Raw genomic sequence first — 12,241 nt, 5'->3', positions numbered from 1 at the left:
GGTCAATCCGTCCATTGCCGCAGGAAGGGCGACATCGCGGCCGCACACTCGCGCGGCGCGCTCATGTGGGGGCAATGGCCGATGTTATCGATGACGTGCAATTCGCTGCCGCGCAGCGCACGGTGCGTGAATTCGCCGACGGCGCGTGGTGCGATCAGGTCTTCCGAACATTGCAGGATGAGGGTCGGCGTGGTCGAACGGGGCAGGTCGGCACGGTGATCGGACAGGAAGGTCACGCGGGCGAAGTGGGCGGCAATGGCCGGATCGGCGCGGCAGAAACTGTCGACCAGTTCGCCGCTGAGCTCGGGCCGGGCCGGCACGCCCATGATGGCGGGGCCCATGGCACGCGCCCAGCCCTCGTAGTTGTCCGCCAGCGTCTGCAGGAGGTCTTCGATGTCCGCCAGCGAGAAGCCGCCGCGGTAGTCGCCATCGTTCAGGTAGCACGGCGACGGGCTGACCATCACCTGGGCGGCAAAGCGCCCCGGTTGCAGGATGGTGGCCAGCAGCCCGACCATGGCCGCCACCGAGTGGCCCACGAATACCACCGGCCGGTCGGCAAACCCTTCGGCGAATTCATCGGCGATTTCCAGCACGTCCCGCGCATAGCCGAGCAGGGTGCCATACCGGGCGGGATCGTAGGCGCTCCAGTCGGAGGCGCCGCTGCCGACCGCGTCGAAGACGACGATGCGGTAGCGGCCTTCGAAGGCCGGCAGCAGGAAGCGCCACATCGACTGGTCGCAGCCGAAGCCGTGCGCGAACAGCAGCGTCGTCGAACCGCTGCCCCACGCCTTCACGTTGTTGCGCTGCCGGATGCTCATCGTCCCATGTCCTTAGCGTCCATGTCCTTAGCGTCCATGATCTTCGCGTCCATGCTCTCCGCGTCCATGCTCTCCACGCCGCCGCCATTCCAGTGTAGCAGGCTTGCGCAGGCATGAGCGCGCATGCGGCCCGGGCGCTCGGCGGGGCGGGAGAACCGCGCCCGCAGCCTCGCCGAAGCCGAGGCGCGGCAGGCCCGGCCGCGCAGCACGACCGTGTCGCCATCCTCGAGGAAGGTGCGCTGTTCGCCATGGGGCAGCGTGATCGCGGATGGCTCGCCGCGCTGCAAACCGGCGTGTTCCGGCACGGGCGCTACAATCGGGACAAAGGCAACCGCTGGCTGCGCACGCTGGCGGCCGACGCGTTCTGCGAATGGCCCGCAGCGGCGCGCTGCGCAACCCGGACAAGACATCACCGATAAAACCCGAAGAGGAAACGCCATGCTCGTGAGCTTTACCATCCTGCTGCTGTTCCAGTGCCTGGGGGAGGGCATCGCCTATGTGCTGCACCTGCCCGTTCCCGGGCCGGTCATCGGCATGCTGCTGCTGTTCGCCGCGCTGGTCGCGGCGCCGGCGCTGCTGCGCAAGATCGAAGCCGACGCCAACGAGCTGCTGCGCCACCTGTCGCTGCTGTTCGTGCCGGCCGGCGTCGGCATCGTGGCGGCGGCATCTTCCAGCAGCGGGCACTGGCTGGCACTGCTGGCAGGCCTGATGGGCAGCACGCTGCTGACGCTGGCCGTGACGGCCCTGGTGCTGCGCGCGGCCAGCCCGAAGGATGGCGATGTTTGAGCTGGCCGAGCTGCGCTCCTTCTGGGTCTATCTTTCCGCCTCGCCGCTGCTGGGATTGACACTGACCCTGTGCGCCTACGCAGTGGCGCAAGCCATCTATGCCCGCTGCAGGTTCTCGCCGCTGGCCAACCCGGTGGCGATCGCGATCGCCCTGGTCTGCGCGGCGCTGTGGTTGTCCGGCATGTCGTACGAGCGGTACTTCGCCGGCGCCCAGTTCGTGCATTTCCTGCTCGGCCCCGCCACCGTGGCGCTGGCCGTGCCGCTGGTGCGCCAGTTGCCCCGCCTGCGCCGCGCTTTCCTGCCGGTGACGCTGGCACTGGTATGCGGTTCCGTCACGGCCATCGTTTCGGCGGTCTGCATCGTCGTTGCCCTGGGCGGGACGGCGGAACTGGCCCGTTCGGCCGGCCCGAAATCGGCCACCACGCCGATCGCCATGGCCGTGTCGGAACGGCTGGCCGGCCTGCCATCGCTGACCGCCGTCCTGGTGATCGGCACCGGCATCTTCGGCGCCGTCACCGCGCGCTTCCTGTTCGGCTGGATGAAGATCCATTCCCACGAAGTGCGCGGCTTCGCGCTGGGCGTGGCGTCGCACGGCATCGGCACCGCGCGGGCGTTCCAGGTCAGCGCGGAAATGGGCGCGTTCGCCGGCCTGGGGATGGGCTTGAATGGGGTGCTGACCGCGCTGCTGGCGCCGGGGCTGATTCCGCTGGTGCTGCGGTGGCTGGGCATGTAGCGCCCGTCACCGCGCACAATTGTTCTACCTGCGGCCCGGTATCCCGCCTCCGCCACGGCGGCCCCGGTACAGCAGCAAGCCGGCACCCGCCATGATCGCCACGTCTGCAAGGTTGAAGATGCCCGTTCGGAGCGGCCCGATGCCGATATTGAGGAAATCGGTCACCCCGCCGCCGAACAGGATCCGGTCGATCAGGTTGCCGGCGCCGCCGCCGGCAATGAGCGCGATGGCCACGACGTGGATCGTGATGATGCCGGGCTTCCGGATAGCGTATGCCACCAGGCCGGCCAGCACGAGGGCAATGGCAATGGTGAAGATGGCGAACCGGACCGGCTCGGGAAGCGTGGCGCCAAGGTTGAGAAAGGCACCGTGATTCTGCACATGCTGCAAGCGCACGAAGTCGCCCCAGAACGAGTACGTGACGGGGTCCGGCAGGCACACACGGACAAGCTGTTTCGTCGCCTGGTCGCAGCCGACGCAGGAAAACAGCACAAGCAGCAAGAGCGACGTTCTTCCGGGCCTGTTCATGGTTCTGTCCTTTGCAGGTGAAGGGGCGGCCAGTCGATTGCAAGGCGCCGCGGCGGCCGGTCCGGCGATTATCGGGCAAGCCGCAGTGTACGGACAAGCGCTCGCGGCGTATGGCGCCGGATTGCAGTGCACGGCGCCCCAGGAAAGTCGAGGCAGGCTCGCTTGCACACTCGCGGAATCCGGGATCGACAGCGGTCATCCTGATCACTAGAGGGAGCCGGGACTGCCCGTGATTTTCGATGCGGTGATGACTTCCCTCGTCGAATTTCCGCCTTCGGCATAGCCGGACCCGCCCTTCAGCGTTCTGCCGTCGGCCAATGTCGCGCTGATCTCGTAGCCGCCGGCATTGCCCGCGTAGTATCTCAACTCGGCCGACTGGCCGTTTTCCAGGGCGGGCAACTGCACCGTGCTTGCCTGGCCGCCCGCTCGATGGGTCAGCACGACGTTCGTGATGTCCTCGCCGCTCTGGTTTTCCACGACGACGCGCACCACCGGCGTAAACCAGCCCCTGGTGCCCGCGGTAATGGCGCCCGTAACGAAGCCGATTCCGGTGAACAGGATTGCGCCGATCGTCGCTGCGATCAGGATCGAGACTCTCTTCATTATTCTTCAGTCCAGGATGTGCCTCGATCCTTGCGGATTCAGGGGCTGGGCGGATAACAATCCGTGATGGCCGATGAGTATTAACGCTGGCCCTTAGCGCTGCATTAAAACTCGATCGTGCCGGCTTTCGCATGGCTGCCGACCATGCCACGGCGGTGCTTGCATGTCGTCTGCCAATTTGGCAACAGAAGTTGCAAAATGTTTATATGTGATGCAGAATGGTAATTCCAGCGTAACGCCGGCGGTTCATTGAGCAGCGCGGTCGTCTGGTAAACAAGTTCGCCTGCGGCCCCCATTCAACCAGGCACGCGAGAAACGCGCCATGAAGCTGTTCTTTTCTCGCTGATGGAAAAGATGACGGGTGAAGCGGGCAGCAAAATAAAACATACAACTTACCGCTACGGTAGAAACCAGGGAATGCAATGAACACAAACTACACAGGTGACAAGACCTTCGGCATCCTCGCCCATATCGGCGGGATTTTCTTTTCGTGGCTGGCACCATTTGTCCTGTACCTGATCAAGAAAAATGACAGCGATACGTTTTCGGCGGATAACGCGCGGGAAGCATTGAATTTCCAGCTGACCCTGCTCGTCGCCTATGTCGGCTGCTTCATCCTGTCGTTCGTCCTTATCGGCCTGTTCCTGTTCTGGGTCGCCATCCTCGGCAACCTCGTCCTGTGTGTCATCGCTGCGATCAAGGCCAGCAACGGTGCCGTCTACCGTTATCCGCTGACCATCCGTTTCGTCAAGGGCTGATTGTCCGGAAAGCTGGCCGGCCAGCTGGCGCCGCCGTGCTTCCTTGATGCGTCGCGGCTGATAGCGGCTCGCTTGTATTCAGCGCGCAGGGCGCCGGAAAATACGCATGCATGTTTCGACGCCTGCGATGTTGAAGGAACCGACCGTTACCGGCGCGTGGAAGTTGACGGCGCGTTATCCGGACTTTCGTCCGGATCTGCAGACGGTGATATCCCCATGACGCAAGGTTCGATGGCGAAGTTGCCGTCGAACTTGCGCTCACGCCGGATCATGCGGGCCAAGAAATCATGGATCCTTCCCCGGCAGCATTGGCGCAGTAATTTCCAGGAAGCGCCCGTATTCAAAGCATGCGCGATGCAGCCACTACCTGCCAAGCGTATGTGCCTGGCGACGCCATTCGCCATTCAAACCTGTATCCATTCGAACACATGAAATTATCGACATCCGTATCGGCAGCCGGGGCCGTGATCATCCTGGCGCTTTGCAATACCAGTGCTGGCGCTACCGGAAATAAAGCCACGTTGGACCTGACGCCGGTCTTCGCCGGAATGGAAAAGGACTGCGCCGGCAGCAATCCGAAATTCGACGCGGTACTGCGATGGCTGACGACGCATTCGGGCAAGGCGCCGGCGACCGCCAAAGCCGGTGCCGAAATGCGTGCAGCCATCGGCGCTGGCCGGATCCAGGTGAAGGATGATGGCGATTCCTGGACCCTGACCGCACCGGTGACGGGCGCGTCGTATCGCGGTGCCGCGGTGACCGGTATCGAGCGCTGGGTCGGCAAGGATAACGGCATCAACGGCATCTCGCTGACGTTCGCCGGTTCTCTGGCGGCCGTGTCCAAATCGCTTGGCAATATGAAGCCGGCAACGGGCAACGAAGATCCGTCGCGGCCGCAACTGCTGGTGGAAGACGGAACCGCACGTGCTGTCCTGATGTGCGACTTCTCGAACTGACGACGGGCCTGGGGCAGCGACGGGTGGTCGTCTTCCGGCCCTGGCGCCACCCGTAGCGAACGGGCGGCGTCGCGCCGAATCAGGCCTGCGTGCCGCCGGCCGGGCTGACCGCCACCTGCAGCGTCGCCCGCAATCCCGGCCTGTTATCGGCCAGCAGCAGCACGCCGCCATGCAGGCGTGCCACGGCGGAGACCACCGACAGCCCCAGGCCCACGCCGGGCGTGCCGCGGCTGGTGTCGCCCCGGTAGAAGCGCTCGACGACGCGCGGCCGTTCATCTTCCGTGATGCCGGGGCCATTGTCGCTCACCACGATTTCCAGCATGTCCCGCTGCGGGCGCTGCACGGCGATGGCGATCACGCCGCCTTCGGGCGCGTACTTCAACGCATTCTCGACCAGGTTGCCGAGCGCCTGCGCCAGCAGCACCGGGTCGCCGACGGCGCGCAGCGCGCCGCGCGGCGTGAACGCCAGCGCGATATTGCGCAGCTCCGCCACCGGCGCATAGAATTCGGCCACTTCCGCCGCCAGGTTCGTCACGTCCACCGGCACGAAACCGTTGCGGCGGCTGCCGCTGTCGATCTCGGCCAGGCGCAGCAGCGCATTGAAGATCTTCATCACGCGGTCGACGTCGTTGATGGCCGCATCGATCTCGGCAAACGTTTCTTCCTCGTTCGGGCGGTTGACCGACAGTTCTTCCAGCCGGGCGCGCAGTTCGGACAGGGGCGTGCGCAAGTCGTGCGCGATGGCGTTCGACACGTCCTGCACGCCCGTCACCAGGTGTTCGATCTGGTCCAGCATGCGGTTCACGGTGCGCGTCAGCAGTTGCAGTTCGTCGCCATCGCGCGGTGCCGGGAGCCGGCGTGACAGCTTGCCCTCGATGATCGCGGCCGTGGTCTGGCTGATGCCCTGCACGCGCGTGAGCAGGGCGCGGCGGATCAGCACCCCGCCCAGCGCGGCGCCCACCAGCACGGCCGCGCCGCAACCCAGCAAGCCGTACACGAACAGCCGTTCCAGCTCGTCGAAGCGATTGAGGTTGCTGGCGATCAGCAGGCGGTAGCCACGCCCCAGCGTTACGCGCACCAGTTCGATCCGGCGTGGCACACCGTCGACGCGGATGGTGGCCGAGCTGACGCCGTCGCGGTCCGGCAAGCCGCCGGGCCAGGCGGGCAGGTTGCCGGCCAGCTTCGCGCCGTTCGGGGCCATCAACAGGATGATCTTGCGCACGCCATCGTTGGTGCCCTCCACCTGGCTGTCGATGGCCGTGGTCAGCGCGGCCGGCCCACCGCGCCGGAACAGGTTGGCGAGGCGCTGCGCTTCGGAGGCCAGCAGCTCGGTGCGCACTTCCTGGATGTTGGTGTGCCATGCGTACCACAGCGGCGCGGCGAACATCGCCAGCACCAGCAGGCTGACGAACGCATAGCCGATCGCGATGGTGCGGGCGGAAAAGCCGGGGAGTCTCATGCCTGGTCCCCGCTACGGCTGGTCGGTCAGCATGTAGCCGGCGTTGCGCACGGTGCGCAGCAGCGGCTTGCCGAAGCCGGCGTCGATCTTTTGCCGCAGCTTGCTGATGTGGACGTCGATCACGTTGGTCTGCGGATCGAAGTGGTAGTCCCACACATTTTCCAGCAGCATCGTGCGCGTCACCACCTGGTTGGCGTGGCGCATCAGGTAGCCGAGCAGCTTGAATTCGCGCGGCTGCAGAGCCACCGGCCTGCCGGCGCGCGTCACCTTGTGGGCCAGCATGTCCATGCTCAGGTCGTCCAGCGTCAACGTGGTGTCCACCGCCTGCGGTTGCGCGCGGCGCAGCAGGGCGTCGAGGCGGGCCAGCAGTTCGCCGAACGCGAACGGTTTCACCAGGTAATCGTCGCCGCCGCTCTTCAGGCCGTGGATGCGCTCGTCCACCCCATCGAGCGCCGACAGGATCAGGATCGGCACGCGGTTGCCCTGCTGGCGCAGCGCCGCCACGATGGCCAGGCCGTCGATCCCGCCGGGCAGCATGCGGTCCATCACGATCGCGTCGTAAGTTTCGCTGACGGCGTGGTTCATGCCGTCGCGGCCGTTGTCGGCGTGATCGACCGTGTGGCCCGCTTCGGCCAGGCCCTTCTTGACGAAGCGGGCGACCCGTTCGTTGTCTTCGACGAGGAGGAGTTTCATGGTGTGCTCATCTGCTTTATCTGCTTGCGTGTGGTTGACGCAGGCATCTACCCCAACGGCGAAGGGCTGGGGTCAGACCCGGCGGGGTGAAGCAGGGATTTCGCGAAGCATGCTTCGCGCCTGCTGAACGATGCTGGCATGCATGCTAGCATTCCTTCCTGACCCCGGTACTTGCACTTGGGGTAGGCTTACCTGGACGGCACCAGGGGCCGACCCCGGCAGCCGCGCCTGGGTTGACCGGATCAGCTGGCTGGCGCCGCCACCCCGGCATCGGCCCGCGCCGGCGTCTCTCCGGTCCGTTCCAGCCACCCGCCACCCAGCGCGCGGTACAGCCCCACCAGCGCGGCGAGCTGGTTCTGCCGGGCCGCGATCAGCGAGACGCGGGCATTGTACAGGTCCGTTTTCGCCGCCAGCACGGCCAGGTAGTCGCTGGCGCCGCTGGAATACAGCAGCTCGGCCAGTTCCAGCCGGCGCTGCTGGGCCGCGACGTCGCGCTGGCGCGCGGCCAGTTCCTTATCGTAGGTGCCGCGCGCGGCCAGGCCATCGGCCACCTCGCGGAACGCCACCTGCACCGCCTGCCGGTACTGCGCCACACCGATATCGCGGGCGATGCGGGCGTTGTCCAGGCTGGCCTGGCGCGCACCGCCATCGAACAGCGGCAGCACCAGGCTGGGCGCAAACGACCAGACCCCGGTGCCGGCCTCGAACAGCTGGCCCAGCGCGGTGCTGGCCGTGCCGGCGGCGGCCGTGAGCTGGATGTTCGGGAAGAATGCCGCGCGGGCCGCGCCGATGTCGGCGTACGCCGCGCGCAGCTGCGCCTCGGCCTGCAGCACGTCCGGCCGCCGCAGCAGCAGGTCGGACGGCAGGCCGGCAGGGATATCGGGAAACTGCGCGGCAAACTGCGCGGGAAACTGCGCGGGAAACTGCGCGGCCAGCATCGGCTGCCGGTCCAGCGGCGTGGCGGGGCCCGGGGCTGGCGGCAGGGGCTGCCCCAGCAGCAGCACCAGCGCGTTCTCCGCCTGCGCGCGCAGCCGCTGCTGCGCCGCATGGTTGGCCTGCGCCTGTTCCAGCGTGCCGCGCGCCAGCGTTTCATCGAGTTCGGAAACGGTGCCCGTATCGAACTGCAGCTTGACGATGCGGTACGACTCGCGCGCCGCCGCCAGCGTTTCCTCGGTGACGGCCAGTTGTTCCTCGTAGGCCAGCATGGCGAAATACTGCTCCGCCACCTGGGCAACGAGGAGGATGTGCGCGGCCTGGCGGCCATGGGCGCTGGCCACGTACTGTTCGCGGGCGGGATCCGTCAGGCTTTGCAGGCGGCCGAACAGGTCGACCTCCCATGCGGCCGACAACGCGACGGCATTGGCGTGCGTGGCGGCGCCGGCGGCGTTCCTGCCGCGCGTGCCGGAAGCTTCCACGCCCACCTGGGGCAGGGCGGCGCTGCGCTGCGACTGCAGCGCCGTGCGCGCCTGGGCGACACGGAGCAGGGCGATGCGCAAGTCCTGGTTGCCGGCCAGCGCGAGACCGACCAGCTGGCGCAGGCGCGCATCGGCGAGGAAATCCTGCCAGCCCGTGTCCGCGGCCGGGGTGGCGTTCGCGGAAGCCGCCGCCACGTAGGCCGGGCCGATGGGAAACGCCGCTGGCGCAAGATCGGCCGGGCGCTGGTAGGCGGGCTGCAAGGTGCAGCCCGACGCCAGCGCGGCGACCGCAAGCAAGACGGGCAAGTGTTTCATCAGTTGACCTCCTGGCCCGCCGGCGTGCCGTCAGCCCGCGGGTGAATACCAGCTTTCGATGCAGCGCGCCGGCGGTCCCTGATCTTGCCGGCCACCAGCACGAAGAACAGCGGAATCATGAACGTGGCCAGGAAGGTGGCCGTGAGCATGCCGCCGATCACGCCGATGCCGAGCGCGTTCTGGCTGGCGGCGCCGGCGCCGCTGGCGATGGCCAGCGGCAGCACGCCCAGCACAAACGCCATCGACGTCATCAGGATCGGGCGCAGGCGCAGCTTGGCCGCTTCCATCGCGGCCTCCAGCACGCCGCGGCCTTCCAGTTGCAGTTCGCGGGCGAATTCCACGATCAGGATCGCGTTCTTGGCCGACAGGCCGATTGTCGTCAGCAGGCCGACCTGGAAGAACACGTCGTTTTCCAGGCCGAACAGCGTGGCGGCGGCCAGCGCGCCCAGCACGCCGATCGGCACCACCATGATCACGGAGACGGGAATGGCCCAGCTTTCATACAGCGCGGCCAGGCACAGGAACACCACCAGGATCGACAGGCCGTACAGCAGCGGCGCCTGGGCGCCGGCCTGCGCTTCCTGCAGCGAGATGCCGCTCCATTCGTAGCCGATGCCGTCCGGCAGCTGGCCCATCAGGCGGTCCATGATTTCCATGGCTTCGCCGGTACTGTGGCCGGGCGCGGGCTGGCCCAGGATCTCGGCCGAGGCGATGCCGTTGTAGCGCTGCACCGCGGGCGCGCCCCAGGTCCAGCGGGCGCTGGCGAACGCGGAGAAGGGCACCATGGTGCCGGCCGCGTTGCGCACGTGCAGGAAGCGGATGTCGTCGGGATTCATGCGGAACTGCGCATCGGCCATCACGTACACGCGCTTGATGCGGTTGTCCGTGTCGAGGAAGTTGTTGATGTAGCGCGAGCCCCAGGCCGTCGAGAAGGTCTGGTCCACATCCGTCAGGTTGACGCCCAGCGCGGCGGCCTTTTCGCGGTCGATGTCGATCTTGTAGGTGGCGTTGTCGGCCTGGCCCGTGAAGCGCACGCGCGCCAGCGCCGGTTCGTTCTTCGCCAGGTCCAGCAACTGATCGCGCGCCTTCGCCAGCGCCTCGTGGCCAAGGCCGCCGCGGTCCTGCATCTGCAGCGAGAAGCCGGTGGCCGAACCCAGGCCGCGGATCGGCGGCGGTTCCACCGCGGTGACCTGGGCACCCTGGAAGTCGCCATAGCGGGCCGAGATGCGGCTGCTCAGCGCCGAGACGGACAGCTCGTCGCCGGTGCGCTCGTCCCACGGCTTGAGCCGCACGAACAGGCGGCCCTGGTTCTGGCCCCGGTTCGGCTGGCTGGCGCCGATCGTGGCGAAGGTGGAATCGACCATCGCCTTTTCGTCGTTGAGAAGGTACTGGTTGATTTCTTCCAGCACCTTGCCGGTGGTTTCCAGCGTGCTGCCGGGCTGCGTCTGCACCTGCACGAACATGTAGCCCTGGTCCTCGCGTGGCAGGAAGCCGCCCGGCAGCCGCAGGAACAGCAGCGCGACGACGCCGACCAGCACCACGTACAGCGCCATCCACACGCCGCGCCGGCGCACGATGGCGGCCACGCCGCCCAGGTAGCGGTCCCGGCTCTTGTCGAAGCCGCGGTTGAACCAGCCGAAGAAGCCGCGCTTGTCATGGTGGTCCGGGTCCGGCCGCTTGAGCATCGTCGCGCACAGTGCCGGCGTCAGCGTCAGCGCGATGAAGACGGATAGCAGCATCGATGCCACCACGGTCAGCGAGAATTCCCGGTAGATCGCGCCGACCGTGCCGCTGGAGAACGCCACCGGCACGAAGACGGCCGAGATCACGAGCGCCACGCCCACCAGCGCGCTGGTGATCTGGCTCATCGCCTTCTCGGTCGCCTCGTACGGGCCCAGGCCTTCTTCGTGCATCACGCGCTCGACGTTTTCCACCACCACGATGGCATCGTCCACCAGCAGGCCGATGGCCAGCACCAGGCCGAACATGGACAGCGTGTTGACGGTGAAGCCCAGCGCCGACATGATGCCGAAGGTACCGAGCAGCACCACCGGTACGGTGATCGACGGGATCAGCGTGGCGCGCAGGTTCTGCAGGAACAGGTACATCACGAGGAACACCAGCGCGATGCCCTCGAACAGCGTGACGACCACTTCGTGGATCGACACCTCGATGAACGGCGTCACGTCGTTCGGGTACACCACCACCAGGCCGCGCGGGAAGAACGCCTTCAGCTCGTCGAGTCGGGCGCGCACCGCGTCGGCGGTGGTCAGCGCATTGGCGCCCGGCGCCAGCTGGATGCCCACGCCGGACGCCGACTTGCCGCTGTAGCGCACGTCGACGTTGTAGTTTTCCGGGCCCAGCGCCACGCGCGCCACGTCGCCGATCCGCACCGACGAGCCGTCCGGCTGCACCTTCAGCAGGATGCGGCGGAATTCCTCGGGCGTGCGCAGCAGGCTGGCCTGGTTGATGGTGGCCGACAGGGTCTGCCCCGCCACGGCGGGCGAACCGCCCAGCTGGCCGCCGGAGATCTGCACGTTCTGCGCCTGGATCGCGCGGTTCACGTCCAGCGGCGTCAGCGCGTAACCCGTCAGCTTGACGGGATCGAGCCAGATGCGCATCGCATACTGCGTGCCGAACACGTTCAGGCTGCCCACGCCGGGAATGCGCGACAGCGGGTCCTGGATGTTCGACGCCACGTAGTTGGCGATGTCGAACTTGGTCATGCTGTTGTCTTCGGAAACAAAGGCCGCGACCATCAGGAAATCGCTGGTCGACTTCGTCACGCGCAGGCCCGACTGCTGGACTTCCGAAGGCAGGCGCGGCTCGGCCGAGCGCAGCTTGTTCTGCACCTGCACCTGGGCGATGTCCGGATCGGTACCCGGCGCGAAGGTCAGCGTGGTGGTCGACTGGCCCGTATCGTCGGTGGTGGAGGTCATGTACAGCAGGTTGTCGATCGCTGTCATCTGCTGCTCGATCACCTGCACCACGGTGTTGGCCATGGTCTCGGCCGAGGCGCCGGGGAAGCTGGCCTGGATCTGCACGGACGGTGGCGACACGGGCGGATACTGCTCGACCGGCATCTTGAACAGCGCGATGCCGCCGACCAGCATGATCAGCAGCGAAATCACGATCGCGAAGATGGGCCGCTGGATGAAGAATCTAGCCATGGGTGCT

General features: G+C 66.8%; 12 protein-coding genes. 4 read left to right on the top strand and 8 right to left on the bottom strand.

Features of this window, described 5'->3' with window-relative positions:
* Positions 1–2: 2 nt before the first annotated feature.
* A complete protein-coding gene (locus OU994_RS19785) occupies positions 3–818 on the bottom strand; it encodes an alpha/beta fold hydrolase (RefSeq protein ID WP_281607317.1) in 816 nt (271 codons plus the stop codon).
* On the bottom strand, positions 815–1,123 hold the full coding sequence (locus OU994_RS19780) for a hypothetical protein (protein ID WP_281611769.1): 309 nt from the start codon (positions 1,121–1,123) through the stop codon (positions 815–817). The genes OU994_RS19785 and OU994_RS19780 overlap by 4 nt, the downstream gene beginning before the upstream one ends.
* 133 nt (positions 1,124–1,256) lie before the next feature.
* Here OU994_RS19780 and OU994_RS19775 point away from each other — a divergent pair, with 133 nt between their 5' ends.
* On the top strand, positions 1,257–1,604 hold the full coding sequence (locus tag OU994_RS19775) for a CidA/LrgA family protein (RefSeq protein ID WP_281607316.1): 348 nt from the start codon (positions 1,257–1,259) through the stop codon (positions 1,602–1,604).
* On the top strand, positions 1,597–2,337 hold the full coding sequence (locus tag OU994_RS19770; RefSeq protein ID WP_281607315.1) for an LrgB family protein: 741 nt from the start codon (positions 1,597–1,599) through the stop codon (positions 2,335–2,337). Before OU994_RS19775 ends, OU994_RS19770 begins: the two co-directional genes overlap by 8 nt.
* Positions 2,338–2,361: 24 nt before the next feature.
* Here OU994_RS19770 and lspA read toward each other — a convergent pair whose 3' ends face one another.
* Together lspA and OU994_RS19760 are read right to left on the bottom strand one after the other, a co-directional pair.
* Entirely contained in the window at positions 2,362–2,865 is a 504-nt protein-coding gene (gene lspA / locus OU994_RS19765; RefSeq protein ID WP_281607314.1) for a signal peptidase II, read from the bottom strand.
* 207 nt (positions 2,866–3,072) lie between these two features.
* Complete coding sequence (locus OU994_RS19760) at positions 3,073–3,468, bottom strand: hypothetical protein (protein WP_281607313.1); 396 nt, start codon at positions 3,466–3,468, stop codon at positions 3,073–3,075.
* A gap of 422 nt (positions 3,469–3,890) precedes the next feature.
* Here OU994_RS19760 and OU994_RS19755 point away from each other — a divergent pair, with 422 nt between their 5' ends.
* Both OU994_RS19755 and OU994_RS19750 read left to right on the top strand, forming a co-directional pair.
* Positions 3,891–4,226, top strand: coding sequence for a DUF4870 domain-containing protein (locus OU994_RS19755; RefSeq protein WP_281607312.1), 336 nt, complete (start codon positions 3,891–3,893; stop codon positions 4,224–4,226).
* A 347-nt stretch (positions 4,227–4,573) separates the two neighbouring features.
* Positions 4,574–5,182 (top strand): hypothetical protein, encoded by a 609-nt coding sequence (locus OU994_RS19750; RefSeq protein ID WP_281607311.1) that lies wholly within the window; start codon positions 4,574–4,576, stop codon positions 5,180–5,182.
* A 79-nt stretch (positions 5,183–5,261) separates the two neighbouring features.
* Here OU994_RS19750 and OU994_RS19745 read toward each other — a convergent pair whose 3' ends face one another.
* The 4 genes from OU994_RS19745 to OU994_RS19730 form a co-directional block, all read right to left on the bottom strand.
* Positions 5,262–6,641 (bottom strand): HAMP domain-containing sensor histidine kinase, encoded by a 1,380-nt coding sequence (locus OU994_RS19745; RefSeq protein ID WP_281607310.1) that lies wholly within the window; start codon positions 6,639–6,641, stop codon positions 5,262–5,264.
* A 12-nt stretch (positions 6,642–6,653) separates the two neighbouring features.
* A complete protein-coding gene (locus OU994_RS19740) occupies positions 6,654–7,334 on the bottom strand; it encodes a response regulator transcription factor (RefSeq protein WP_281607309.1) in 681 nt (226 codons plus the stop codon).
* Positions 7,335–7,576: 242 nt separating this feature from the next.
* Positions 7,577–9,064, bottom strand: a complete 1,488-nt coding sequence (locus tag OU994_RS19735) for an efflux transporter outer membrane subunit (RefSeq protein ID WP_281607308.1) — start codon at positions 9,062–9,064, stop codon at positions 7,577–7,579.
* Positions 9,064–12,234, bottom strand: a complete 3,171-nt coding sequence (locus OU994_RS19730) for an efflux RND transporter permease subunit (protein WP_281607307.1) — start codon at positions 12,232–12,234, stop codon at positions 9,064–9,066. The genes OU994_RS19735 and OU994_RS19730 overlap by 1 nt, the downstream gene beginning before the upstream one ends.
* Positions 12,235–12,241: the final 7 nt, after the last annotated feature.

This window comes from Pseudoduganella sp. SL102, from assembly GCF_027856995.1.
In the GTDB taxonomy this organism is placed as follows: domain Bacteria; phylum Pseudomonadota; class Gammaproteobacteria; order Burkholderiales; family Burkholderiaceae_D; genus Rugamonas; species Rugamonas albidiflava.
This window is presented reverse-complemented; position numbering and strand designations above follow the sequence as displayed.

Excerpts from the sequence above, each read along its gene's own strand:
- OU994_RS19750 (WP_281607311.1), top strand. The coding sequence starts at position 4,574 with ATGCGCGATGCAGCCACTACCTGCCAAGCGTATGTGCCTGGCGACGCC.
- lspA (WP_281607314.1), bottom strand. The coding sequence starts at position 2,865 with ATGAACAGGCCCGGAAGAACGTCGCTCTTGCTGCTTGTGCTGTTTTCC.
- OU994_RS19785 (WP_281607317.1), bottom strand. The coding sequence starts at position 818 with ATGAGCATCCGGCAGCGCAACAACGTGAAGGCGTGGGGCAGCGGTTCG.
- OU994_RS19755 (WP_281607312.1), top strand. The coding sequence starts at position 3,891 with ATGAACACAAACTACACAGGTGACAAGACCTTCGGCATCCTCGCCCAT.
- OU994_RS19770 (WP_281607315.1), top strand. The coding sequence starts at position 1,597 with ATGTTTGAGCTGGCCGAGCTGCGCTCCTTCTGGGTCTATCTTTCCGCC.
- OU994_RS19760 (WP_281607313.1), bottom strand. The coding sequence starts at position 3,468 with ATGAAGAGAGTCTCGATCCTGATCGCAGCGACGATCGGCGCAATCCTG.
- OU994_RS19775 (WP_281607316.1), top strand. The coding sequence starts at position 1,257 with ATGCTCGTGAGCTTTACCATCCTGCTGCTGTTCCAGTGCCTGGGGGAG.
- OU994_RS19745 (WP_281607310.1), bottom strand. The coding sequence starts at position 6,641 with ATGAGACTCCCCGGCTTTTCCGCCCGCACCATCGCGATCGGCTATGCG.
- OU994_RS19735 (WP_281607308.1), bottom strand. The coding sequence starts at position 9,064 with ATGAAACACTTGCCCGTCTTGCTTGCGGTCGCCGCGCTGGCGTCGGGC.
- OU994_RS19730 (WP_281607307.1), bottom strand. The coding sequence starts at position 12,234 with ATGGCTAGATTCTTCATCCAGCGGCCCATCTTCGCGATCGTGATTTCG.
- OU994_RS19740 (WP_281607309.1), bottom strand. The coding sequence starts at position 7,334 with ATGAAACTCCTCCTCGTCGAAGACAACGAACGGGTCGCCCGCTTCGTC.